The following is a 20,302-nucleotide window of genomic DNA, read 5'->3' as shown; positions in this document are numbered from 1 at the left end:
GCAAACGCTGCGCGGCGGGTGTTCTACGGGCTTGGCGATGGGCCGACTTGGCAGTTGGCGGGAGTCTGCTAGCGTCAATCCAGCGTCTGCCGCTTCGCTTGGGAGCCTATCCGGGAGGGGGCGATGCATCCGGGGTTCCTCGCTAGCGCCTTGACCAGGAGTCATCGATGAAACACGCATTGGTATCTGCCGCCCTCGCGCTGTCCACCGCGCTGGTGGGCTGTTCGAGCACGCTGACCCAGCCGGACCAGTACTCCGGCTTCCTTTCCAACTACGACAGCCTGCAGCAAGCCACCACGCCCTCCGGCGCGGAGGTGATGCGCTGGATCGACCCCGCCGTGGACATCGGGCGCTACACCGCCGTGTACGTCGAGCCGACCCAGTTCTACCCCAGGCCCCAGCCCACGGCGAAGATCCCCCAGAGCACCCTGGACGGCATCACCCGCTATTACGACATGGCGCTCAAGCGCGAGATCAGCGGCAGCCTGGCGCTGGCCAGCAAGCCGGGGCTGGGCGTCATCGTGGTGCGTGCGGCCATCACCGGCGTCAGCAGCAAGACCGAAGGGCTCAAGCCCTATGAGGTCATCCCGGTGGCCCTGGTGGCGGCGGCGGTGAGCACGGCCAGCGGCATCCGCGACCAGGAGACCGAGCTGGCCACCGAGGCGCAGTTCCTCGATGGCGGCAGCAACAAGGTCATCGCCCAGGTGGTGCGCAAGGGCACCGGGCGGCCGCTGGAGAACAGCGACCAGGTGATGAAGCCGGGCGACGTCACGGGCGTGATCGACGGCTGGGCCAAGGACATGAACCAGAGCTACCAGAAGCTCAAGGCGAAGTAGCTCGCCCTCAGGCCGCCTGAACGGGCAGCTCCAGCTCCATGGCCTGGGCCAGCAGCGCGGAGCCTTCGCGCAACGGCTCCGGCTCGCCGATGGGGTGGAAGCCGTGGGCGCGGTACAGGCCCATGGCCGGGCTCTCGGCCAGGGTGACGCCAAGGCGTACGCGGCGCACGCCCAGGCCTTGCGCCCAGGCCAGGGCATCGGCCAGCAGTGCGCGGCCGGCACCGAGGCCACGGCGTGCCGGGTCGACCCACATCTGGTAGAGGTCGGCCACGGCGGGCTCGCTGGCCGAGCGGCGGCACCAGAGCAACCCGCAGGCAGCGTTTTCGTCGAGCGCGAACAGCACCCGGTCATTGCTGGAGGCAACCGCGTTGGCGATCCGGCTGGCCCAGGCGTCGTCCGACCGCGTGTGCTCCGCCGCGAAGGTGCTGCCGAAGGCCTCCGGCGAGTCGCGCAGGGCCTGCAGGCGCAGGTCGCGGTAGGCCGGCCATTCGCCGGCTTCGATCGGGCGTATGCGCAGGGTCGTCATTCGGCGGTCCACACCGCCAGCTCGTAGCCGTCCAGGTCGATGAAGTGGAAGCGCCGCCCACCGGGGAAGGCGAAGGTTTCACGGCTGATGGTGGCGCCGGCGACCTGCAGGCGGCTCTGGGTCTGCGCCAGGTCGTCGGCGTAGAGGATCACCAGCGGGCCACCCGGGCGCACCGGCTCACCCGTGGTGAAACCGCCGGTGAGGCGGCCGTCGGTGAACTCGCTGTAGGTGGGGCCGTAGTCGGTGAAGGTCCAGCCGAAGGCCGCGCCGTAGAAGGCCTTGCTGCGGGCGATGTCGGTGACGTTGAACTCGATGTTGTCGATCTGGCGGTCGTTCCCTCGGGTGCCCATTGGCGGCTTCCTTGTACGTGTGTGGAGGGCCATCTTAGAGCCCTCCGCCCGCCATCGGAAGCGCGATCAGGGCTCGCCTTTGCGTTCCCGGGTGGCGTGCCAGCAGATCAGCGAGCCGGCGGTGACCAGCACCGCACCCTGCCAGAACTGCAGCGTCAGGTTGGCGCCGAGCCAGGCCGCGGCGAAGGCCGAGGAGAGCACCGGGGCGAAGTAGGAGGCGGTGGCCAGCAGGGTGAGGTTGCCGCGCAGGATGCCGATGTTCCACAGCGCGTAGCCGCCGGCCATGGCGATGCCGGCGGCGAGCAATTCTGCGCCGCCACGCAGGGTGAAGTCGGGCAGTGCCTGGCCGGCGAAGGCGAACTTCAGCCAGAGCACGGCCGCCGTGAGGATGAAGAAGAACGCCACGTGGTTCTCGCCCCGGGCGTAGCGCCGGGTGACGTTGCAGTAGAGCGCAAAAGTGATGGCGCAGGCCGCCGCCAGGCTGTAGCTCAGCGGGTTGGATTGCACGTTGGCGATAAGGCTCGGCAGCGACAGGCCATCGGTGCTCACCACCCAGAGGATGCCGAACAGCGCGATGGCGGTGCCGGGCAGGATCAGCCAGCGCGCCGGCTGGCGGTTCATGACGATGGCCAGCAGCACCGTGAGGCTCGGCCACAGGTAGTTGACCACGCCGAGCTGGATGGCCTGGTTGCTGTCGAGGGCGTAGCCCAGGGCCAGGGACAGGCAGATCTCGTAGGTGACGAACAGCGCCGTGCCGGTCACCAGGTAGAAACGCGAGCTGGAACGCAGGCGCGGCCGGCCCAGCAGGGCGATGAGCAGGATGGCGCCGAGGCTGTAGATCAGTGCCGCACCGCCGATGGGGCCGAAGAAGCCACTCACGCTGCGGATCAGCCCGGAAGCAGTGCTCCACAGGAGGATGGCAGCCAGTCCACACGCCGTCGCGCTTCGCCCACTGCTGATCCGCATCGTTCACCCACCGGAAAAAAGGCGGTGATTTTACAGGCCCGAGCGGCTCAGGGGGCGGTTTGCGGCCGTCTCCGCCAGCCGCTGCCGGATGACGGCCAGGGCGTTGCGGAAGATCGGGTGCCATTCCTCGGTGGGCTCGACGTCCAGCGGGTGCCAGAAGAAGCGGAACTCATGGCCGCCGTCGTCGGCCGTGTGGTGGCTCCAGGCATCCGCCAGGTCCGGGGCTGCCCGGCAGAGGTGGAAGGCCCAGGTGTGCCCGGTGGTGGTGGCTTGCCAGGTGCCCAGGTCGAGGATCGCCTCGCCCTGGATGCCGGCCTCTTCGGCCAGCTCACGAACGGCCGCCGCCGCGCTGCTTTCCCCGGGCTCGACGCTGCCCTTGACCAGCTGCCGGCCCGCCAGGGGGTGGAGGAAGGCGAGTACCTCCAGCCTGTCGCGCTGGCGCAGCACCACGGGGCAGGCCTTGTCGACTGCGATCACAGGGTCATGACCATCTCGTGCCAGGCCATGCCGCCGTGGTCGGACGGGGAGGGCCGCACATAGGCGTAGCCCATGCGCCGGTACAGCTCGACGTGGCGTTCCTTGCACATCAGGTGGATGGTCGCCTTGCCCATCTCGCGCATGCGCTGGACGAAGGTGCGCATCAGCAGCGTGGAGAAGCCCTTGCCCTGCTGCGCCGGGTCGACCACCACCGACATGATCACTACGTTCGGCGCGGCGGCGTCATGGCCGACCAGCTCCTTGAAGGCCTCGTCGGACATCACCACCTCGTGGGCGCAACCGCTGTTGATGAAGCCCACCACCTCGCCGTCCTGCTCCAGGATCAGGAAGCCTTCCGGGTACTGGGCGATGCGCGTCTCGATCTTCTCGCGGGTCGCGGCCTCGTCGCCTTCATAAGCGGAGATTTCGATCTGGTAGCAACGGTCGGTGTCGGAGAGGGTGGCGTTGCGGAAACTGGGCGTGCTCATGGAAGACCTCGATGCAAGTGCGGCGCGGCATGGTAAAGCAGGCGCCGGAGCCTGGACAGGTGCGGGGCCTGCAGCGGGTGACGCCGCAGTTTGGGTCGGGCACGGTGCCGTAGGTTGGCGCCAAGCGCAGCGAGGCCCAACGCCGCCATGTCCGGTCTCACGGCGGGCTCTCCCTGTGGGAGCGGCTTCAGCCGCGAAAGACCCGCAGCCGGCACAGGGCTGCGCATGGGCGGATATTCCATCGCGAATGAATTCGCTCCCACGAGTTGGGCGGCGGTGCTGACGGCAAGCTCCGCTTGGTGGATGAAAAGAGCGTCATCCACCCTACACACCGGTCGGCGCCGTGGTTCGGGTTGCACTGTCTCTCGTCTTCGACGGGGGCCGGGCGCTAAGCTGTGGCCCTCTCGAAAATGGGGCGTGATGCCGGGCGGTGAGGGTGGACAGGTTCCAGGAAATGAAGGTGCTGCTGGCGGTGACCGAGGCGGAGAGCTTCGCTGGCGGCGCCAAGCTGATGGGCATGTCGCCACCCGGCGTGACCCGCGCCATCGCGGCGCTGGAGGCGCGGCTGGGCACCTTGCTGCTGGCCCGCAGCACACGCAGCCTGCGCCTGACCGAGGCCGGACGGCGCTACGTGGAGGACTGCCGGCGCATCCTGCTGGAACTGGAAGAGGCCGAGGAGCTGGCCGCCGGCAGCCATGTGCGACCCCGCGGGCGGCTGACGGTGACGGCGCCAGTGATGTTCGGCGAGCTGTACCTCATCCCGCTGATCACTGAGTACCTGGACGCCTACCCGGAAGTGGAGATCAACGCGCTGCTGGTGGACCGCGTGGTGAACATGGTGGAGGAGGGCGTGGATGTGGCCGTGCGCATCGGCCACCTGCGCGAGGGCGAGCACGGGGCGCTGCAGGTGGGGCAGATACGCCCGGTGGTGTGCGCGGCGCCCGGCTACCTCGACAAGGTGGGGCGGCCGCTCCGGCCGGAAGAGCTGCAGGACGCGCCCATCGTCATGTCGTCCGCCAGCGGGCTGTTGCGCCACTGGCAGTTCGAGGGGCCCGACGGCCCCTTCGGCTTCACGCCCACGCCGCGCCTGCTGGTCAGCTCCAACCAGGCGGCGATCAATGCCGCGCGCCTGGGCTGGGGCTATACCCGGGTGCTGTCCTACCAGGTGGCGGGCGCCGTGGCCCGGGGTGAGCTGGAAACCGTGCTGGATGCCTTCGAGACTGCGGCGTTGCCGGTGCACATCATCCAGCAGGGCGGGCGCCGGGAGTCGGCCAAGGTACGCACCTTCATCGACCATTGCGTGATGCGCCTGCGGGCCGACAGCGCCCTGCGCGCGGCCGGGCGATGAGCAAACACCGCGAGATGCAGGTGTTCCTGGCCGTGGCCCAGGCGGGCAGCCTGGCGGCGGCGGCGCGGGAGCTGGAACTGTCCCAGGCCACGGTGATGCGCACCGTCGCCGCGCTGGAGGCGCGCATCGGCTCGGCCTTGCTGGTACGCAGCCCCCGAGGCGTGAGCCCGAGCCCGGCCGGCGAGCGCTTCGCCGAAAGCTGCCAGCGCATCCTCGAACAGCTCGGCGAGGCGGAGCGCTCCGTGGCCGGGCTGCATGCGCAACCCGTGGGGCAACTGACCCTGGCCATGCCGCTGCTCATGGCGCACCAGGTGTTCACCCCCATCGCGCTCGATTACCTCAACGCCTTCCCCGAGCTCTCGCTGAACATCCTGGCGTGCGAGGCCCTGCCCAGGTTGCTGGAGGAAGGCGTGGACGTGGCCCTGGTGGTCGGCCAGTTGCCGGATTCCTCCGGCTTCGCGGTGCCGGTGGGGCGGGTGCGCCCGGTGGTGTGCGCGGCCCCGGCCTACCTGGCGCGCTGGGGGCACCCGCAACGCCTCGAAGACCTGCAGGAGCACCGCACCATCGCGACCTCGTCCACCGGCCACGCGGGGGACTGGCGCTTCGCCGGCGGCGCGGTGAAGGTCGTGCCCCGGTTGATCTGCAGCACCCCCCAGGCGGCCATCCGCGCCGCCGTTGCCGGCTTCGGCCTGGTCCACTGCCTGAGTTACGAGGTGCACCAGGAGCTGCAGGATGGCCAGCTGCACAGGCTGCTGGAGTCCCACGCCGCCGAGCCCCTGCCGGTGCAGCTGTTCTACCGCGAGGGGCGCCGCGCCGCTGCCCGGGTGCGCAGCTTCCTCGACTTCGCCGTGCCACGGCTGCGCGCGCATCCCGCGTTCGAGGGCTGAGCCGGGTTGCACCCGACCTACGATGGCTGTGGGCATCCCTGTGGGAGCGGCTTCAGCCGCGAAAGACCCTCAGCCGGCACGGGGCTGTGCATGGGCGGATGCTCCATCGCGAATGAATTCGCTCCCACGTTGGCGGCGCTGCGCGCCGCTGGGCGAATGAATTCGCCCCTACAAAAAGCCGCTGCACGGGCATGACCGCCCCATCTCGTTATTTCAGAAACTGAAAGAGTGGATTGCCTTTGATGGTGATTCTGCTCGGCGGTGCATGGGCTCAACATGGCTCCATCGTCGTGAACGCCCAGCCGGGCGGTTCACGGTGAACCACCCGAACCCATAAGGAGCCACCGCCATGTCCCGTCCCGCCATCAAGCTGTATCGCCACCCGCTGTCCGGCCACGCCCATCGTGTGGAGCTGATGCTCTCGCTGCTGCAGCTGCCCACCGAGCTGGTCTTCGTCGACCTGGCCAACGGCGCCCACAAGCAGGCCGACTTCCTCGCCATCAACCCCTTCGGCCAGGTGCCGGTGATCGATGATGCCGGCACTGTGGTCAACGACTCCAACGCCATCCTCGTCTACCTGGCCAAGCGCTACGGCGAAGGCCGCTGGCTGGCCGAAGACGACGTCGGCGCCGCCCAGGTGCAGCGCTGGTTGTCGGTGGCCGCCGGCCAGGTGGCCTACGGCCCGGCCGCAGCGCGCCTGATCACCGTATTCGGTGCGGCGTTCAACGCCGATGAAGTGATCAACCGTGCCCACGTGCTGCTCACGGTGATGGAAGGCGAGCTGGGCTCGACGGCGTTCCTGACCGGCACCGAGCCCTCCATCGCCGACGTGGCCAACTACAGTTACATCGCCCATGCGCCGGAGGGCAACGTGTCGCTGGAGGCCTACCCGAACGTGCGTGCCTGGTTGGCCCGCATCGAAGCGCTGCCGGGCTTCGTGCCCATGCAACGCACCGCCGCCGGCCTGCAGGCCGCCTGAGCCGACCCGAGGCTGCCGGCTCACCCGGCAGCCCTTTTCACAAGGAGGGCAAACCATGGAACCGATTCTCAGCCAGCGCCCCTCGCCCTGGCATGCCGGTGAAAAGCAGCTGCAGGAAACGGTCGGCGTGGCCGAGCGGATGGAAGCCCACGGGCAGAAGGTCATCCGCGACTACATGCCCGACCAGCACCGCGCCTTCTTCCATCAATTGCCCTTCCTGATCGCCGGCGCTGTGGATGGCGAAGGCCGTCCCTGGGCCACCCTGGTCGAAGGCCCGGAAGGCTTCGTCACCTCGCCCGACCCCAAGCGCCTGGTGTTCGACCTGGCCGCGCGTCCGCTGGACCCACTGGACCCGGCCACCCCCGGCCTCGGTGCCGGCGCCGCCCTCGGCCTGCTCGGCATCGAACTGCACACGCGGCGGCGCAACCGCCTCAATGGCTCGATCGGCCAGGCCTCGACGCAGCAACTGGAGGTGCAGGTCGAGCATTCCTTCGGCAACTGCCCGCAGTACATCCAGCTGCGTGAATGGAGCAGCTCCCCCGAACCCCGTGGCACGGTCCGCCAGGACGCCAGCGAGCTGGACGAGCGCGCCCGCGCGATGATCCTCGCTGCCGACACCTTCTTCGTCGCCAGCTACGTCGACCACGAGGAAGGTGGTCGCGCGGTGGACGTTTCCCACCGTGGCGGGCGCCCCGGCTTCGTGCGGGTGGAAGGCAACCGCCTGACCATCCCGGACTACGCCGGCAACCTGCACTTCAATACCCTGGGCAACCTGATCAGCAACCCGCGCGCCGGCCTGCTGTTCGTCGATTTCGAGCAGGGCGATGTGCTGCAGGTGCAGGGCCGTGCCGAGGTGATTCTCGACAGCCCGCTGATCGCCGCCTTCGAAGGGGCCGAACGCATCTGGACCCTGGATATCGAGCAGGTGGTGTTCCGCCCCGGCGCGATGTCGCTGCGTTGGGCCTTCGACGAATACGCCCCCACCAGCCTGATGACCGGCACCTGGGCCGAAGCGGAAGAACGCCTGCGTGAAGGCGAACGGCGTCGCCAATGGCAGCAGTGGCGGGTGCTCAGCCAGCAGCAGGAGAGCGCCGATATCCGCTCCCTGGTCCTGGCCCCGGAAGACGAGGGCGAGGTGAGCTTCACCCCCGGCCAGCACATTCCCCTGCGTCTGCTCACCGCTGACGGTGAAGCCCTGGTGCGCACCTACAGCGTCTCCAGCGCGCCGAGCGACGGTTACCTGCGCATCAGCGTCAAGGCGCAGGGCAAGGGCTCGCGGCACCTGCATGAACAGGTGCAGGTCGGTGATGTGCTGCAGGCGCGCCCGCCCCTGGGCGGCTTCACCCTGAAGACCGACAGCCAGCGCCCGGTGGTGCTGATCGGTGCGGGGGTGGGCATCACCCCGATGGTTTCCATGGCCCGTGAGCTGGTGGCGCTCAACGAGCGGCAGGCACAAGGTCGGCGCATCCACCTGTTCCAGGGCGCCCGGACGCTGCACGACCTGCCGTTCCAGGCCGAATTGCAGGCCCTGGTGCAGCGCGGCAATGGCTTGCTGAAGCTGACCCGCGCCCTGAGCGCCCCCGAGGCCGAAGCACAGCCGGGGCGCGACTTCGAGCTGAGCGGGCGGCTGGGCCTGGCGCAGATCCAGGCCGCCCTGTCCTTCGATGACTACGACTTCTACCTGTGTGGCCCGGGTGGGTTCATCCAGGCCATCTACGACGGTTTGCGCGGGCTGAATGTCGCCGACGGCCGCATCCATGCCGAAGCCTTCGGCCCCTCGGCCCTGCAGCGGCACAGCGAGGCCCAGGCCGCGTTGCCGTCCCAGCCGCCGGCGGCGACCACGGCGGTGCCGGTGTACTTCACTGCCTCGGCCAAGGAGGCGCGCTGGACGCCCGAGAGCGGCACCCTGCTGGAGCTGGCCGAGAGCCGTGGGCTGACCCCCGAGTTCAGTTGCCGGGGCGGTTCCTGCGGCACCTGCAAGACGCGCCGGGTCAGTGGCCAGGTGCATTACCCCAACCCGCCGGCGGAGTTGCCGGAGGCGGACATGGTGCTGATCTGCTGCGCCGTGCCGGCCGAGGGCGAGGATGGCCCGCAGCCCCTTGTGCTCGATCTCTGACGAGGTGATGACATGTTCGACAAGCCGCAATCCAATGCCCGCCCCGTCGCGCTCCTGCAGTGGAACGACGCCCCGGATCAACCCGCCCGCGATGCCTCAGGTGTGCAGCGCTGGGCGGAGTCGGAAGCCGGCTACTTGCTGCCGCAGCTGCTGTTCCCCATGGAGTGCGTTGCGCCGGCCCAGCCGTTGAACCCCGCGCCTTTCATCTGAGCGTGGTCATGAGTCATCTGATAACTCGGCAGGATGAGCGCGTGCCGTAGGGTGTGCCGTGCGCACCTCCGCTCGGTGCCTCCGGCGAATTCCAGGTGCGCGCAGCACACCCTACGCTCAATCCACCCCGACGCTGTCGCCAGTCCGCTGGCGGGCGCAGTGCAGCCTGTGCAGGGTGATCTTGCGCACCTCCGCCTTGCTCATTTCTATGTGCTCGCGGAGCAACTGGCAGGCCGGCTCGGCGTGTCGCTGCAGGATGGCCTCGAGGATGCGCCCGTGCTCGTCGTAGGTGGCGGCGATGCGTGACTGCTGGGTGAAATCCAGGCGCCGGATGATGCGGATCTTCTCGGTGATCTCGCGGTGCGTGCGGGCCATTTCGCGGTTGCCGGCGGCCGCCACCAGGGCGCAGTGGAAGGCTTCGTCCAGCTCGGATACCGCGCGCCCATCGGTTAGTCGCTGATGCGCTTCCACCCGCCAGGTGCGGGTCAGCGCGTCCAGGCGCTGCGGCAGCTCGGCGCCCATCTCGCACAGGCGCCTGACGGCCGCCAGCTCCAGCACGATGCGCAGGTCGTAGAGCTCCTCGAAGCGCTCGAAATCGAAGGGTCGGACCTGCCAGCCGCTGCGGAAGTGCACCTCCAGGTAGCCCTCGCGTTCCAGCCGGTGCAGGGCCTGCCGCACCGGGGTGCGACTGACCGCCGTGCGTGCGGCGACGTCGCCTTCGCTGAAGCGATCACCGGGCAGCAGGCGGAACTCGAAGATGTCGTCCTTCAACACCTGGTAGATGCGCTCGACCAGGTTGTCGGGCCGCTCCTTGGCGGCCCGGTTGGCAGTGGTGGCGAGTTGCATGGCGGCGGCTCAGGCCGGCGTGCGGCTGGCGATGAAGGCGCGCCAGCCACCGAAGGCGGTGATGTCTTCGGCGCTGTGCAGGGCCCAGGGCTCGCAGATGAAGCCCTTGACCCAGCGACCGTCCTCCAGCTGCAGGTTGCCGATGCCCAGGGGCGGCGGAATCTCCGCCACGAACTCGCCGAAGCGGGCGAGGGGGATGTCCCACAGCTCGACGATGATCGACGCGCCTTCGGCGTCCCTGGCCAGCCCCGGCTTGGGCGGCACCGAACCGGGCAGCGCATAGAGGCGGTAGGTGGGCGCGGTGAGGGTCTGCTCCACCAGCACCGCATTGCGGGTGACCAGCTGGAAGTTCAGCGGCATGCCGGTGAGGTGCGCGCCGACCACGGCGACCCGCACGCTGCCGGGTGCCTGCACGGGCGTGGCGGCGGGCGGCAGGGGCCGGCCGGTGGCGCCCAGGGGCAGGCCGAGTGCGGCTTGCCAGCGCTTGCCCAGGGAGGCGAGGGCGTGGTCGTGCCAGGCCGGGGCGAGCAGGGTGATGCCGGCAGGCAGGCCGTCGTCGCGCAGGCCGGCGGGCAGGGCCAGGGCGCTGAGGTCGGCGAGGTTGGTGAAGTTGGTGTAGGTGCCGAACTGGCTGTTGAACAGCACGGGCTCGGCGGCCATTTCCTCCAGGGTGCGCAGGGTGGGGGAGGTGGGCACCACCAGGGCGTCGAAGCCGGCCAGGGCGAGGTTGATGGCCCGGCTCAGCTCGGCGCGCAGGTACTCGGCGCGGTAGGCGTCGCAGGCGCTGTAGCCGAAGCCCTTTTCGACGATGCCGCGCACCACGGGGTCGATGGCCTCGGCGGCGTTTTCCAGCATGCCGGCCATGGCCACGGTGCGCTCGGCGACCCAGGAACCCTGGTAGAGCTGTTCGGCCAGTTGGCGGAAGGGCGTGAAGTCGATGGGCACCAGCTCGGCACCAAGTTCGCGCAGGCGCTCCAGGGCCTGCTGGAAGACCGCCTGGTTGCGGCTGTCGCCGTGGAATTCGAGGGTATCGGGGATCGCCAGGCGCGGCCTGGCGCCGATGGCCACCGGGGCGCTGCAGGGGTTGGTGCGGGAGTAGGCGTCGGCGGCGTCGTAGCCCCCGGCGATGTCGGCGACGCGCTCGGCGTCCTCCACCGTCAGGGCGAACACCGAGATGCAATCCAGGGTGCGGCAGGCGGGCACCAGGCCCTTGTTGGACAGCCAGCCCCGGCTGGGCTTGAGCCCGACGATGTTGTTGAAGCCGGCCGGCACGCGGCCGGAGCCGGCGGTGTCGGTGCCGAGTGAGAAGGGCACCAGGCCACGCGCCACCACCGAGGCGGAGCCGGAGCTGGAGCCGCCGCTGACGTAGGCGGCATCGAAGCTGTTGGGCACCGCGCCGAAGGGCGAGCGGGTGCCCACCAGGCCGGTGGCGAACTGGTCGAGGTTGGTCTTGCCGATCAGCACCGCACCGGCAGCCTGCAGGCGCGCGACCACGGTGGCGTCCTCGCTGGCCGGGTAGGCGAATGCCGGGCAGGCGGCGCTGGTGGGCCAGCCGGCGGCGTCGATGTTGTCCTTGATGGCGAAGGGCACGCCGTAGATCGGCAGGCGGGAGAGGTCACCCTCGACGGCGGCCAGTTGCTCGGCGAGGGCGGCGAGGCGCTTGCTCAACTGCGCAGGGGTGGCGAGGACGATCCAGGCCGGGTCTTCGTCCTGCAATTGCTGCAGCAGCTCGAAGAGGATGGCGGGGCTGAGGGTGGCGTCGCGGTAGGCGGCCTGCCATTGGCCGAGGGTCCAGCCTAGGCTGTGCGGAGTCGCGGATTGCATGAGGTGCTCCATCTTGTATCCAAGTTTGGAGCGAGTGATTGCAACCTGTGGGCCAAGGTCCTGGAACCCTTGCTGGGCCTGGCGCGGGTGGCTGTGCGGAGGCGTTGGAGGCCGCCCGGGTGCTATCGATTGGTGCGGGCGTGCATGGATGTGGTGCGCCTGCCGCGATGGCAGCAGGCGCGGGCCGGCATCAGACGCGGAAGCGGGTGACCATGCCGCTGAGCTCGATGGCCAGGCGCGACAGTTCCTGGCTGGAGGCGCTGGTCTGGTTGGCGCCGGCAGCGGTCTGCAGGGACAGGTCGCGGATGTTGGTGAGGTTGCGGTCCACCTCGCGGGCCACCTGGGCCTGCTGCTCCGAGGCGCTGGCGATGATCAGGTTGCGCTCGTTGATGTGGGTGATCGAGGCGGTGATGCGCTCCAGTGCCATGCCGGCACTGGCGGCCGACTTGAGCGTCTGCTCGGCCTGCCCAGCGCCGGCGAGCAGGGCGTCCACGGTGCCCTGGGTGCCGGTCTGGATGTTGTCGATCATCTCTTCGATTTCCTCGGTGGAGCTTTGCGTGCGCTGGGCCAGGGAGCGCACCTCGTCGGCGACCACGGCGAAGCCACGGCCGGCCTCACCGGCGCGCGCGGCTTCGATGGCGGCATTGAGCGCCAGGAGGTTGGTTTGCGCGGCGATGCCGCGGATCACGTCGAGCACCGTGCTGATGTCGCGGGTCTGGCTGGCCAGTTCCGAGGCGCGGACGGAGGCCTGGGTGACCTGGCCGGCCAGGGTGCGGATCGAGGTGATGGCGTCGTTGACCTGGATGAAGCCCTGGCGGCCGGCCTCGTCGCTTTCCTTCGAGGCGGCGGCCGTGCTCACGGCATTGCGCGCCACTTCTTCCACGGCGGCGGTCATCTGGTTGACGGCGGTGGCGGCCTGCTCGATCTCGGCGTTCTGCTGGTGCAGGCCACGGTTGGCGTCTTCGGTCACCGCGTGCAGTTCTTCGGAGGCGGAGGCCAACTGGTCGGACGAGCTGCCGATCTGCTGGATGGTGGCCCGCAGGTTGCCCTGCATGGTGCGCAGGGCGGCCAGCAGCATGGCCGGTTCGTCCTTGCCGATGACCCTGATGTCGCGGGTCAGGTCGCCGCTGGCCACGCGTTCGGCGATGACCACCGCCTCGCCCAGCGGGGTGACGATGCTGCGGGTCAGCACCAGGGCGGCGGCGACGGTGACGCCGAGGATCACCGCCAGGGAAACGAGGGCAACGAGGAAGGCTTCGTCCGATGCCTCGTCGCTGCGCTTGGCCGCTTCGGATGCCCCGGTGGAGTTGAAGCGGATCAGCTCGCCCAGCGCACTCATCATCGCGTTGGAGTAATCCACCAGGGGGCCATTGACCAGGCGGTCGGCCTCGTCCAGGTGGTCGTCATCGATGGCGTCGAGTATCTGCTCCTGCAGCCCTCTGTAGGTTTCGTAGGTGTGGATGAAGCGCTTGAAGAGTTCGCGATCCTGCGCCTTGGCGATGGTGCTTTCATAGGCGGCGAACTGCCCAGGCAGCGCGGCCTGGATGCTTCGGACGGTGGACACGGCGCGGCGCTGTTCGGCCCGGTCGTCGACGATGATGCCGCGCAGCGTCAGTGCTCGTCCATTACCGATGGCGGTGCCTATTTCGCTCAGGGCGATGATCCCGGGCAGCCAGGTGCCACGGACCTCGATCGACGCGTCGTCCATCCTGTTGGTTTGGTACAGGTTGCTGCCGCCCATGGCCAGGACCAGCAGGGCCAGCAGTGAAAAGATAAGTCCCGCGCGTTTTCCGATGGCAAGGTTTCTCAACTGAATACTCCTTCAAACGACAGTTGGTGGTGGCTGAAAAGGCTGGAAGCCGGGTGCAGGCGAGCGCCAGCGGGTGGCCGGAATCGGTGATCGGTGAGCAGGTGTCGCTGCGTGTGGCGGTGGAGCGCAGCTAGGGAACGGGCAGGGGGCCGGCGGCCGGGGTGGCTCGCGGGGCTTCTTCCAAGGGGCGTGACGCCTGGGGCCGGGGCTGGCCCGAGCGCTGTTCCGCCAGGCGCAGCCATTCGTTCTCGCTGGCCAGGCTGTTGCTGAACTCGGCGAGGCCGACACGGATGCGCGCTTCCGGCAGCCCGGTGCCACCGGCGAAGCAGTGGGCGAAGCCGTCTTCGATGCGGTCGGTGAGGGATTGCGCGCCGAGCCGCCTGGCCTGCAGCAGAAGCACCAGGAATTCCCCCCGGCGCTTCATGCACAGCAGGTCGGTGCTGCGTATCCCGGCCTTGATCAGGTGCCCGAGCCGAACGCTCAGCGCGTCCGCCACCAGTGCGCCGTGGCGCTCGCGCAGCAAGGGGAATTCATCGATGCGGATATGCGCCACGGTGGCCTGGCCGGAGCCGCAGCGGCAGCGCAGGAAGACCCGCGCCAGCTGGTACATCCAGCGGTTGTGGGAGGTGAGCATGCGCTCGTCGAAGCCGCTGACGATGGACAGCGCCTTCTGCTGCCTGACCAGCCGCTGCGTCAGGCTGTAGCTCGTCCAGCCGACCACGAAGGGATAGATCACCAGCATCGGCAGGCAGGCCCAGACCACGGCCGGCGGGGTTTCCAGTGTGATCTCGAAGCCGAGGACGGCCCCGGCCAGGGCCATCCCCAGCAGGTTGGCGGCCAGGCCGTAGAGCATGAAGCGGATGCCCTTGGCGCTGACGCTGTTCATGGCCACCATCGACAGCAGTAGCAAGGATGGCAGCGGGCTGAACTGCATCGCTGCGACCCAGCCACCGGCGAAGACGCAATCGAGCAGGAGGTTGCGCAGCTCGGTGCGGTAGGGCGCATGGGCACGTATCGCCAGCTGGTACGCCAGGCAGGGCCAGATGAAGGCATTGAGCAGCATCAGCACCCAGAGCGGCGAGGGCCCGGGGTGGGTGGTGGTGGCGACGAAAATGAAGCTGAGCGCGCAGCCCAGGGCTCGTGGTTTGTAAACGCGGTTGGCAAAGCCGATACCCGCGCCCGTAGTACGATCAAAAGCCATGAGCCCCCGCGAATTGGCGGTAAAATTGCCGCTGTATGCCTTGAACAAACCGGGGTGCGCTGGTGTGGGGTTCCCGAGGGGATTTCGCCAGCGGTTCCGGTCGATGGGCAGAGGTGCATCCGTGCGCGCGCCGTAGCCTGGTCAGGTATCGGGCAAGGCACGTGCCGTAAGCGGGATGGACCTCACTGCGAGCCCCGGTGAGGGGGTGGAAAATAAAAATACGATCGTATTCTAATTCGAGAAAGCCTGATGAGTAAACGCCCTGTGATCGACAGGAACCTGGTGCTGGATGCCGCCATATCGGTGGTGATGGACCAAGGCATTTCTGCATTGAGCATCGGTGAGGTGGCCAAGGCCGCCGGTATAAGCAAGGGCGGCGTGCAGTCCTGCTTCGGTACCAAGGACGGCCTGATCGAGGCCATGGTCAACCGCTGGAAGACCGACTACGAGAGCTCGGTGATGGCCCGGCTGGCGCCGGATGCGGGGGTGCTGGAGCTGCTGACGGCGCAGATCCATATCATCGCCATCCCGGACGAAGAGCTGAGCAAGCGGGCGGCGGCGATCCTCACCGCGATGTTCAGCCAGGACAGCCTGCGCGCCCAGGCCAACGACTGGTACCGCTCCCTGCTGCTGGGCGGGGCGTTCGAAAGCGAGCGCGGCAAGCGCGTGCGCCTGGCCTTCCTGGCGGCCACCGGGGCCTTCTTCCTGCGCTCCTTCGGCATCATGGAAATCTCGGAAGCGGAGTGGAAAACCTTTAGCGAGGACATCGCCCGGTTGCTGCCCGCCGACGCTCCCGCGCCCTAGGTGACCGCCCCCTTGCCCCTTCCCCGGGGCTGGCCATTGCTCTTGTGCTGCGCTTGTTGACCTCAAGCTAGGTTGAGGTTTTAGAGTGCCGCTCGGCTCGCCTGTCGCTGCCCGCCCGGGTTCGCCTCAGGCGCCTCCGAACCCACGCACAAGGACCAGGAATGGATACCCAGACCTCACTGATGATTTTCCAGGGCACCTGCTTTCTCGGCTTCAGCCTGTGGTTGAGCGTCGCGCTGATCAACAACCTGCACGCCTTCGCCAGCTCGGTTGGGGCCATCGGCGCGACCATGTCCATGGCGCCCTTGCGGCAGCCGCCGGTGATCGACATCCCGCTGCTGCGGCGTGGCCTGGATTCCCCCCTCATGCATCGCCTGGCGCTGTTGGTCATCGTGGTGCTGCAGACGGCTGCCGTGCTCGCGGCCTGGGCCGGTTGCTACGAACTGCTGCTCGGTGCCGGGCTGGAGGCCGCCCGGCCCTGGCTGAACCTGGCCCTGAGCGCCGCCCTGGGCTTTCTGTTCGCCATGCTGCTGGGCGGGCTCTGGTTCGGTTACTGGATTCGCCAGGAAGGGCTGCAGCTGACCCATCTGGTGCTGGTCATCTGGGTATTGCTGGATTTCGTCGTGCTCAACCTGCGTTGGGCCTAGCGGGCAAGGAAACGGACAAGGAGCAATGGCATGAAGATGATGATCCTAGGGGCGAGCAGGGGGCTGGGCCGGGCGCGGGTGGAAGGGCTCGGCAAGCCGGGGGACGAAGTGATCGGTGTCTCGCGCAGGCGGCCGGAGCATCTGCCGCTGGCCCCGGGCGTCGAACTCGGCTGGATCGAGGCGGACCTGGCCAGCCCCGCGGTGGCCGTGGCGCAGATCGAGGCCGGGGCGCCCGCTGCGCTCGATGTGCTGGTGTGCAATGTCGGCATCTGGGAAGAGCACGCCTTCAGCGAGCACTACGACTTTCTCGGCGACAGCGATGAATCCATCGGCCGGCTGGTGGAGGTGAACATCACCGCCACGCTGCTGCTGCTCAAGCGGCTGGTGCCCCGGTTGCTGGCGTCCGCCAGGCCGCAGTTGATCCTGATTGGCTCCACCTCGGCCCTGCGCCAGAGCGGGCGCCCGGAAGTGGCCTTCGGCGCCTCCAAGTTCGCCCTCAATGGCATGGCCGATGCGTTGCGCGAAGGCTTCCGCGACCAGCGCCTGGCGGTGACGGTGCTGCACCCGGGCTACCTGAATACCGACGACCCGCTGTCCACGCCCCTGGCGGCAGCCGCCGCCCGCGGGGAGGGGCAGCGGGTGCCGGTGCATGACGTGGTGACGATGGTCGACGCGCTGTTGCGGCTCTCCGCCGCCTCCTTCGTGCGCGAGCTGACGTTGCCGGCGATCAGGGATGAGCGTTTTTGAACGGATGGAGCCGGGGGGGCTGGCCGGCCCTCGGCTCGCGCGCCGCTGCCGTGGATCAGTCGTTCAGCATCGACTGCAGCGGGGCGGGGGCGTAGAGCGCGCTCTGGAAGCTCGGCACGTACTCGTATTTCATCATCGTGCCCAGGTCCAGGGCCTTGATGTAGGTCGACAGGCTGCCGTCGCCGAGCACCAGCTTCACTGTGCTCTCGTCGCTGCTGGAGGCGTGGCTCAACTGGCGGGAAACCGCGTAGCCGTAGGTCAGCTCGCCGTTGTGCCCGGTGTTGGTGAAGCTGTTGGTGACCAGCTCGGCCTCGCTGGAGAGGTCGCCCAGCTTTTCCGTTTCCAGGGTGACGTCGACCTTGCCCGTCTGGCTGTCGATGATCTCGTAGACCACCGTCTTGTCGTTGTCCTTGTGGTGGATGCCGGTCAGCCACTTGGGCAGGTTGTAGCCCACCACGCCACGCACCCTGGCGAGCTCGGTGTCCACCGGTAGCTTGAGCACGTAGCCCCAGAGGTCCTTCGACATCGATTGGCCGACCAGGGATAACGGGCCCAGGTTGGCGTTGCCGGGCTTGTTGGTGACGATGGACAGCGAGACCTCGTTGTAGCTGTCGTTGTCGCAGTACTCATAGGTGTAGGCGGTCAACGCCACCAGGCCGCGGCCGGGCCACACCTGCAGCGGCTGCACCTGCTCCAGCACCTCGGCGGGCATCAGCGACTTGAGCGTGGCCAGGTCGGCAGTGAACACCGCCGTCACCTTGCTGTTCTTGTAATAGAAGTTCGGCGAATAGGACTCGAAGCCGATGTCGACCTTGGTTTTCTGCAGGGTCTTGAACCAGCTCAGGTCCACATCCGGCGCCTCGGAGGCGATGACGGAAAGCGGCGGGTTGGAATGGAAGCGGTCATACAGGCCGCCCGCCAGCAGCGGCACGGGATGGCCGGCGATCACGGTGCTGGCGGTTCCGGCCGGATGCGTGGCCGGCACCTCGGTCGCCCATGACGTCATCGCGATGGTGCTGAGGAAAATACCTGCTGCTGCCGCAATCCTGGTGGATCTCATGTCTGTCTGTTCTCCGCGTTGTTATGGGGTCCATGCCCCTGGAACCCCGGCATATCTGCCCCCGGAAATGAGCCCGGGAGATGGGGTGCGGAGACCCTAACGTTCAACTCAACTTTAAGGTCAAGCGTCGTTTTCAGGCCGTTCGGTGTTCCCGTCGCGGTATCGATTGGCTGAATCCCCGGCCATAAACGAGGGGCTGGCAGGGTGAGTCCCCTACGTCCGGCGCAAGCCGTTGCGTCTTTTCCAGAAGGCCAGATGCAGCCAATCACTCGGGGGTTGGTTATCTGCTGGGTTGGATTTTACGAATGATGGTGTGTATTGTTTTACGCCTGATTCAGCGCAAAAGCTGAGTATGACGAATCGAGGCAAAGCGCCCATGAGTGCACTTCTAGACCGAGCGGAACAGGCCGTTTCCGCTACCGCGATGGTTCGCAGCTTCGGTGCGAAATTGAAGGAGGTCACCAGCGGGGAAGTTACCCACTTGGTTATCTTCAAGGACAACGAGCCGGCTGCGGTCCTGATGGGGGTTGCGACCTACCAGGCGCTGCAGGACGAACTCGAAGACCTTCGCGCTGAGCGGCTGGCCATCGAGCGCCTGGCCACCCTGGATGAAACCAAGACCCTGAGCCTTGAGGATATGGAGGCTCGCTTCGAGTAGGTGTAACCATGAACTGGAGCGTTCGGTTTCACCCGGAAGTTGAGCAGGATCTCCGGCAACTGGGCAGCGCCGAGGCGAAAAGGGTGCTGAAGGTGATACGCGAGCGTATTGCCGAAGGGGAGCCCGACAAGATCGGCAAGGCGCTGCGCGGAGCATTGGCCGGCTACCGCCGGGTTCGGACGGGGGATATCCGTATCGTCTATCGCATCAATGGCTCCGAGATCGTCCTGATCCTGTGCGTAGGCGCCCGTCGTGATGACGAGGTCTACGAGGCAGCAACCAGACGCGTGTGACCCCAACCCCGCCCCGGCGGGGTTTTTCATGGATTTTGTCTGCGAGATGCTTGCCGCCGGCCAATCACGAACTGACACGTGGGGTAGGGTGGACCACGCTCCACCGGTCCACCTTTCGTGGTCATGCGGGGCACCTGCGCAGCATGGGTTTCGCAGAGCTCTACCCATCCTACGGGCCGTATTTGTGGGTGGGGCGGGCGGCGTTCCGCGAGCGGAGCGAGCCCCGTCATTTCGCAGCCACGGTGATTATCCGGGCGCGGGTGGACCACGCTTTATCGGTCCACCTTTCGGGCTCGCCGGACGCTCCGCTGGTGGATGAAAAGAGCGTCATCCACCCTACGGGTGTGCTTCCTCAAGACCACATAGCTAGACAAATTGACCGCTTACCGAACGTTTGTTTAGATAGGCCGGCGCAGCGTGCAACCGCCGTTGTGTACCCCGAATCCCAGCGCTGAAACCGCCTTCCAGGCGAGAGTCCACGGCGCCGGGGGATCGCTGAACGGCCTTGCTCTGGGGAGCCTTGACGACGATGAGCGGCTTCAACTGGATTGCCGACCTCACCCCCGAGGTTCGGGACGCGTTGCTGGCAAAGGCGCGGACGAAGTGCTTCGCCGACGGCAACACCCTGTATCGCCAGGGCGACCCCATAGTAGAGGTCTTCCAGATCGTTTCCGGGGAGATCCGCCAGTGCATCTTCACCGAGGATGGGCAGGAGGTGCTGATCTACATCTACCAGCCCGGGGATCTGGTGGGGGACAGCTCCATCTCCGATGGCGGCCCGTCGTCCGTCACCTTCATCACCCGTGGCGCGGTGGAGCTGCGGGCCTGGTCGGTCAGGGATTTCTCCGCGCTACTGGCCACCCATCCCCAGGTCGCTTCGGCGGTGAGCGCGCAACTGAGCCGGCGCCTGCGCGGTGCCTTGCGGCTGCTGGAGGAGATGCTGACGCAGCCGGTGCCGGCGAGGATCGCCTCGCGCTTCTTCTGGCTGGCCGATATCAAGAGCGATGCTGCCAGTGGTGATGCGGACATTGCCCTGTCCCAGGCGGATATCGGGCTGATGGTGGGCTCTACGCGGCAGAGCGTGAACCGTGTCGTCACCGAGTTGCGCAAGCTCAAGCTGATCGAAACCGACTACGGCAAGGTGACGGTGAAAGACCCCGCCGGGCTGCTCCGCTTCATCAGCGAGAACCAGCGCCACGGCCGTGCGGAGTAGCCGTCTGGCGAGTTTG

General features: G+C 67.7%; 22 protein-coding genes. 12 read left to right on the top strand and 10 right to left on the bottom strand.

What is annotated here, in order from left to right; genetic code table 11:
- Positions 1 to 167 precede the first annotated feature (167 nt).
- Complete coding sequence (locus OEJ36_RS16365; RefSeq protein WP_263402394.1) at positions 168 to 836, top strand: DUF3313 domain-containing protein; 669 nt, start codon at positions 168 to 170, stop codon at positions 834 to 836.
- 7 nt (positions 837 to 843) lie between these two features.
- On the opposite strand, the gene OEJ36_RS16360 is transcribed toward OEJ36_RS16365, so the two are convergent.
- From OEJ36_RS16360 to OEJ36_RS16340, 5 genes are all read right to left on the bottom strand, one after another.
- Positions 844 to 1,362, bottom strand: a complete 519-nt coding sequence (locus tag OEJ36_RS16360) for a GNAT family N-acetyltransferase (RefSeq protein WP_263402393.1) — start codon at positions 1,360 to 1,362, stop codon at positions 844 to 846.
- A complete protein-coding gene (locus OEJ36_RS16355; protein ID WP_263402392.1) occupies positions 1,359 to 1,712 on the bottom strand; it encodes a VOC family protein in 354 nt (117 codons plus the stop codon). The genes OEJ36_RS16360 and OEJ36_RS16355 overlap by 4 nt, the downstream gene beginning before the upstream one ends.
- Positions 1,713 to 1,778: 66 nt before the next feature.
- A complete protein-coding gene (gene yddG / locus OEJ36_RS16350) occupies positions 1,779 to 2,678 on the bottom strand; it encodes an aromatic amino acid DMT transporter YddG (RefSeq protein ID WP_263402391.1) in 900 nt (299 codons plus the stop codon).
- A 30-nt stretch (positions 2,679 to 2,708) separates the two neighbouring features.
- Entirely contained in the window at positions 2,709 to 3,152 is a 444-nt protein-coding gene (locus tag OEJ36_RS16345; protein ID WP_263402418.1) for an NUDIX hydrolase, read from the bottom strand.
- On the bottom strand, positions 3,152 to 3,643 hold the full coding sequence (locus OEJ36_RS16340; protein ID WP_263402390.1) for a GNAT family N-acetyltransferase: 492 nt from the start codon (positions 3,641 to 3,643) through the stop codon (positions 3,152 to 3,154). The genes OEJ36_RS16345 and OEJ36_RS16340 overlap by 1 nt, the downstream gene beginning before the upstream one ends.
- Before the next feature lie 436 nt (positions 3,644 to 4,079).
- On the opposite strand from OEJ36_RS16340, the gene OEJ36_RS16335 reads away from it, so the two are divergent.
- From OEJ36_RS16335 to OEJ36_RS16315, 5 genes are all read left to right on the top strand, one after another.
- Complete coding sequence (locus OEJ36_RS16335) at positions 4,080 to 4,991, top strand: LysR family transcriptional regulator (RefSeq protein ID WP_263402389.1); 912 nt, start codon at positions 4,080 to 4,082, stop codon at positions 4,989 to 4,991.
- Positions 4,988 to 5,878, top strand: a complete 891-nt coding sequence (locus OEJ36_RS16330; protein ID WP_263402388.1) for a LysR family transcriptional regulator — start codon at positions 4,988 to 4,990, stop codon at positions 5,876 to 5,878. The genes OEJ36_RS16335 and OEJ36_RS16330 overlap by 4 nt, the downstream gene beginning before the upstream one ends.
- A gap of 349 nt (positions 5,879 to 6,227) precedes the next feature.
- Complete coding sequence (locus tag OEJ36_RS16325) at positions 6,228 to 6,857, top strand: glutathione S-transferase family protein (protein ID WP_263402387.1); 630 nt, start codon at positions 6,228 to 6,230, stop codon at positions 6,855 to 6,857.
- 55 nt (positions 6,858 to 6,912) lie between these two features.
- The gene (locus tag OEJ36_RS16320) at positions 6,913 to 8,973 is read left to right on the top strand and encodes a pyridoxamine 5'-phosphate oxidase family protein (RefSeq protein WP_263402386.1); all 2,061 of its coding nucleotides are present in this window, start codon (positions 6,913 to 6,915) and stop codon (positions 8,971 to 8,973) included.
- Between the two features lie 12 nt (positions 8,974 to 8,985).
- Complete coding sequence (locus OEJ36_RS16315; protein WP_263402385.1) at positions 8,986 to 9,183, top strand: hypothetical protein; 198 nt, start codon at positions 8,986 to 8,988, stop codon at positions 9,181 to 9,183.
- Positions 9,184 to 9,300: 117 nt separating this feature from the next.
- Here OEJ36_RS16315 and OEJ36_RS16310 read toward each other — a convergent pair whose 3' ends face one another.
- The 4 genes from OEJ36_RS16310 to OEJ36_RS16295 form a co-directional block, all read right to left on the bottom strand.
- Positions 9,301 to 10,029 (bottom strand): GntR family transcriptional regulator, encoded by a 729-nt coding sequence (locus tag OEJ36_RS16310; protein ID WP_263402384.1) that lies wholly within the window; start codon positions 10,027 to 10,029, stop codon positions 9,301 to 9,303.
- 9 nt (positions 10,030 to 10,038) lie between these two features.
- Complete coding sequence (gene atzF / locus OEJ36_RS16305) at positions 10,039 to 11,853, bottom strand: allophanate hydrolase (RefSeq protein WP_263402383.1); 1,815 nt, start codon at positions 11,851 to 11,853, stop codon at positions 10,039 to 10,041.
- Between the two features lie 190 nt (positions 11,854 to 12,043).
- The gene (locus OEJ36_RS16300) at positions 12,044 to 13,669 is read right to left on the bottom strand and encodes a methyl-accepting chemotaxis protein (RefSeq protein WP_263402417.1); all 1,626 of its coding nucleotides are present in this window, start codon (positions 13,667 to 13,669) and stop codon (positions 12,044 to 12,046) included.
- Positions 13,670 to 13,793: 124 nt separating this feature from the next.
- Positions 13,794 to 14,864 (bottom strand): MASE2 domain-containing protein, encoded by a 1,071-nt coding sequence (locus tag OEJ36_RS16295; RefSeq protein WP_263402382.1) that lies wholly within the window; start codon positions 14,862 to 14,864, stop codon positions 13,794 to 13,796.
- A 249-nt stretch (positions 14,865 to 15,113) separates the two neighbouring features.
- On the opposite strand from OEJ36_RS16295, the gene OEJ36_RS16290 reads away from it, so the two are divergent.
- The 3 genes from OEJ36_RS16290 (at position 15,114) to OEJ36_RS16280 (ending at position 17,062) form a co-directional block, all read left to right on the top strand.
- Complete coding sequence (locus OEJ36_RS16290; protein WP_263402381.1) at positions 15,114 to 15,668, top strand: TetR/AcrR family transcriptional regulator; 555 nt, start codon at positions 15,114 to 15,116, stop codon at positions 15,666 to 15,668.
- A gap of 161 nt (positions 15,669 to 15,829) precedes the next feature.
- The gene (locus OEJ36_RS16285; RefSeq protein ID WP_263402380.1) at positions 15,830 to 16,315 is read left to right on the top strand and encodes a DUF2165 domain-containing protein; all 486 of its coding nucleotides are present in this window, start codon (positions 15,830 to 15,832) and stop codon (positions 16,313 to 16,315) included.
- A 30-nt stretch (positions 16,316 to 16,345) separates the two neighbouring features.
- A complete protein-coding gene (locus tag OEJ36_RS16280; RefSeq protein ID WP_263402379.1) occupies positions 16,346 to 17,062 on the top strand; it encodes an SDR family NAD(P)-dependent oxidoreductase in 717 nt (238 codons plus the stop codon).
- A gap of 55 nt (positions 17,063 to 17,117) precedes the next feature.
- On the opposite strand, the gene OEJ36_RS16275 is transcribed toward OEJ36_RS16280, so the two are convergent.
- Positions 17,118 to 18,068: an acetoacetate decarboxylase (ADC) gene (locus tag OEJ36_RS16275; protein WP_263402378.1), complete on the bottom strand. Its 951-nt coding sequence runs from the start codon at positions 18,066 to 18,068 to the stop codon at positions 17,118 to 17,120.
- Positions 18,069 to 18,546: 478 nt separating this feature from the next.
- Between OEJ36_RS16275 and OEJ36_RS16270 the strand changes: the two genes are divergently transcribed.
- The 3 genes from OEJ36_RS16270 to OEJ36_RS16260 all read left to right on the top strand — a co-directional run bounded on the left by OEJ36_RS16270 (position 18,547) and on the right by OEJ36_RS16260 (position 20,286).
- Complete coding sequence (locus OEJ36_RS16270; protein WP_263402416.1) at positions 18,547 to 18,780, top strand: type II toxin-antitoxin system Phd/YefM family antitoxin; 234 nt, start codon at positions 18,547 to 18,549, stop codon at positions 18,778 to 18,780.
- Positions 18,781 to 18,788: 8 nt separating this feature from the next.
- Positions 18,789 to 19,073 carry a type II toxin-antitoxin system RelE family toxin gene (locus tag OEJ36_RS16265; RefSeq protein ID WP_263402377.1) on the top strand — a complete coding sequence of 95 codons (285 nt, stop codon included), beginning with the start codon at positions 18,789 to 18,791 and terminating at the stop codon, positions 19,071 to 19,073.
- Positions 19,074 to 19,602: 529 nt separating this feature from the next.
- The gene (locus OEJ36_RS16260; protein WP_263402376.1) at positions 19,603 to 20,286 is read left to right on the top strand and encodes a Crp/Fnr family transcriptional regulator; all 684 of its coding nucleotides are present in this window, start codon (positions 19,603 to 19,605) and stop codon (positions 20,284 to 20,286) included.
- The last annotated feature ends 16 nt before the right edge of the window (positions 20,287 to 20,302 follow it).

It is taken from the genome of Pseudomonas sp. PDM13, assembly GCF_025685765.1.
In the GTDB taxonomy this organism is placed as follows: domain Bacteria; phylum Pseudomonadota; class Gammaproteobacteria; order Pseudomonadales; family Pseudomonadaceae; genus Metapseudomonas; species Metapseudomonas solani.
The sequence above is the reverse complement of the archived record's forward strand: the minus strand, read 5'-3'. Positions and strand labels throughout refer to the sequence as shown.

What these genes read in the sequence shown, in the direction of transcription:
- OEJ36_RS16365 (WP_263402394.1), top strand. Translation starts at nt 168, where the DNA reads ATGAAACACGCATTGGTATCTGCCGCCCTCGCGCTGTCCACCGCGCTG.
- OEJ36_RS16360 (WP_263402393.1), bottom strand. Translation starts at nt 1,362, where the DNA reads ATGACGACCCTGCGCATACGCCCGATCGAAGCCGGCGAATGGCCGGCC.
- OEJ36_RS16355 (WP_263402392.1), bottom strand. Translation starts at nt 1,712, where the DNA reads ATGGGCACCCGAGGGAACGACCGCCAGATCGACAACATCGAGTTCAAC.
- yddG (WP_263402391.1), bottom strand. Translation starts at nt 2,678, where the DNA reads ATGCGGATCAGCAGTGGGCGAAGCGCGACGGCGTGTGGACTGGCTGCC.
- OEJ36_RS16340 (WP_263402390.1), bottom strand. Translation starts at nt 3,643, where the DNA reads ATGAGCACGCCCAGTTTCCGCAACGCCACCCTCTCCGACACCGACCGT.
- OEJ36_RS16330 (WP_263402388.1), top strand. Translation starts at nt 4,988, where the DNA reads ATGAGCAAACACCGCGAGATGCAGGTGTTCCTGGCCGTGGCCCAGGCG.
- OEJ36_RS16325 (WP_263402387.1), top strand. Translation starts at nt 6,228, where the DNA reads ATGTCCCGTCCCGCCATCAAGCTGTATCGCCACCCGCTGTCCGGCCAC.
- OEJ36_RS16320 (WP_263402386.1), top strand. Translation starts at nt 6,913, where the DNA reads ATGGAACCGATTCTCAGCCAGCGCCCCTCGCCCTGGCATGCCGGTGAA.
- OEJ36_RS16315 (WP_263402385.1), top strand. Translation starts at nt 8,986, where the DNA reads ATGTTCGACAAGCCGCAATCCAATGCCCGCCCCGTCGCGCTCCTGCAG.
- OEJ36_RS16310 (WP_263402384.1), bottom strand. Translation starts at nt 10,029, where the DNA reads ATGCAACTCGCCACCACTGCCAACCGGGCCGCCAAGGAGCGGCCCGAC.
- atzF (WP_263402383.1), bottom strand. Translation starts at nt 11,853, where the DNA reads ATGCAATCCGCGACTCCGCACAGCCTAGGCTGGACCCTCGGCCAATGG.
- OEJ36_RS16295 (WP_263402382.1), bottom strand. Translation starts at nt 14,864, where the DNA reads ATGGCTTTTGATCGTACTACGGGCGCGGGTATCGGCTTTGCCAACCGC.
- OEJ36_RS16290 (WP_263402381.1), top strand. Translation starts at nt 15,114, where the DNA reads ATGAGTAAACGCCCTGTGATCGACAGGAACCTGGTGCTGGATGCCGCC.
- OEJ36_RS16285 (WP_263402380.1), top strand. Translation starts at nt 15,830, where the DNA reads ATGGATACCCAGACCTCACTGATGATTTTCCAGGGCACCTGCTTTCTC.
- OEJ36_RS16280 (WP_263402379.1), top strand. Translation starts at nt 16,346, where the DNA reads ATGAAGATGATGATCCTAGGGGCGAGCAGGGGGCTGGGCCGGGCGCGG.
- OEJ36_RS16275 (WP_263402378.1), bottom strand. Translation starts at nt 18,068, where the DNA reads ATGACGTCATGGGCGACCGAGGTGCCGGCCACGCATCCGGCCGGAACC.
- OEJ36_RS16270 (WP_263402416.1), top strand. Translation starts at nt 18,547, where the DNA reads ATGGTTCGCAGCTTCGGTGCGAAATTGAAGGAGGTCACCAGCGGGGAA.
- OEJ36_RS16265 (WP_263402377.1), top strand. Translation starts at nt 18,789, where the DNA reads ATGAACTGGAGCGTTCGGTTTCACCCGGAAGTTGAGCAGGATCTCCGG.
- OEJ36_RS16260 (WP_263402376.1), top strand. Translation starts at nt 19,603, where the DNA reads ATGAGCGGCTTCAACTGGATTGCCGACCTCACCCCCGAGGTTCGGGAC.